Origin of the sequence: Leyella stercorea DSM 18206, assembly GCF_000235885.1 — a bacterium.
GTDB lineage: Bacteria > Bacteroidota > Bacteroidia > Bacteroidales > Bacteroidaceae > Prevotella > Prevotella stercorea.
In genome coordinates, this window is the sequence record NZ_JH379449.1 from 15,559 (window position 1) to 16,415 (window position 857).

The following is an 857-nucleotide window of genomic DNA, read 5'->3' on the forward strand; positions in this document are numbered from 1 at the left end:
CTCATCGAGCGTGGTGAGCTGGATGAATGGGCAGTCCGGCTTGACCGCAGTCCACTTGTTGAAGCGGATGATCAGTCGGTGAACGGAGAAGAGAAGGTCGTGGTAAGGCTTCTGTAGAGCCTGGGCGATGGTGTAAAGTTCTCGCTTGTCGCTGCCTGAGTTGTTGGTCTGCGACTTGCCTGGCACCGAGCCTACGAGATTAGAGTGTACTCGCATGGTGAAGCACATCATGTTGATGGCTTCGACGATGTCCGTCGCCCAGTCGCCACCCTCCTTATCCGTCTCGATCTTGTTGATGACCACGTCGTGCTGCTCCTCACCGTTAGGTGAAACATAGAATGTGGAGAAGAGCACCTTTCCGCTGTTCTCCATGCCAGTGAGGAAGTTGATGATATTGTCCTTCTCCTCGTTGACACGTTCCTGCTGCTTGACACGTTCAGTTATGCCCTCGACCTTGAAGATATTGTTCCAAAACGAGTTGGCAATCTCGATGTGGTACTTTATGGGAGCCGAGTTTCGGAGCTTCGCTTCCTTAGCGATGCCAATGAGTTGCTTGATGTTGAACCACTTTCCTTTGAAAAGAGCTGCGTAGTACGGTATTGGATAATACGTATTGTCGGGCGTAGGAATACGGCTTACTACAGCGAACTTCTTGATTTTCTTCCCTCTGTTCTGAAGGTCGGTGAATGGCGAATGCGGATTAAGAAGTTCAATGCGCTCGATGTCCTCCGGACTGACTGTATTCCGCCAGTTGGCATAGAGAATGTAAGGTATCACGCCCGACTTGTCGGCAGGAGCAAAGCGGACATAGCACGCCTGTTTGCGCACGATGCGGACAATGCGACTGGCATCCTCAT

Annotated in this window: 1 protein-coding gene; it reads right to left on the reverse strand. The window is 51.5% G+C overall.

Annotation, left to right across the window (positions count from 1 at the left end; all coding sequences use genetic code 11):
* A partial coding sequence (locus tag HMPREF0673_RS09525; RefSeq protein WP_007901475.1) for a hypothetical protein occupies positions 1-857 on the reverse strand: 857 nt, incomplete at both ends.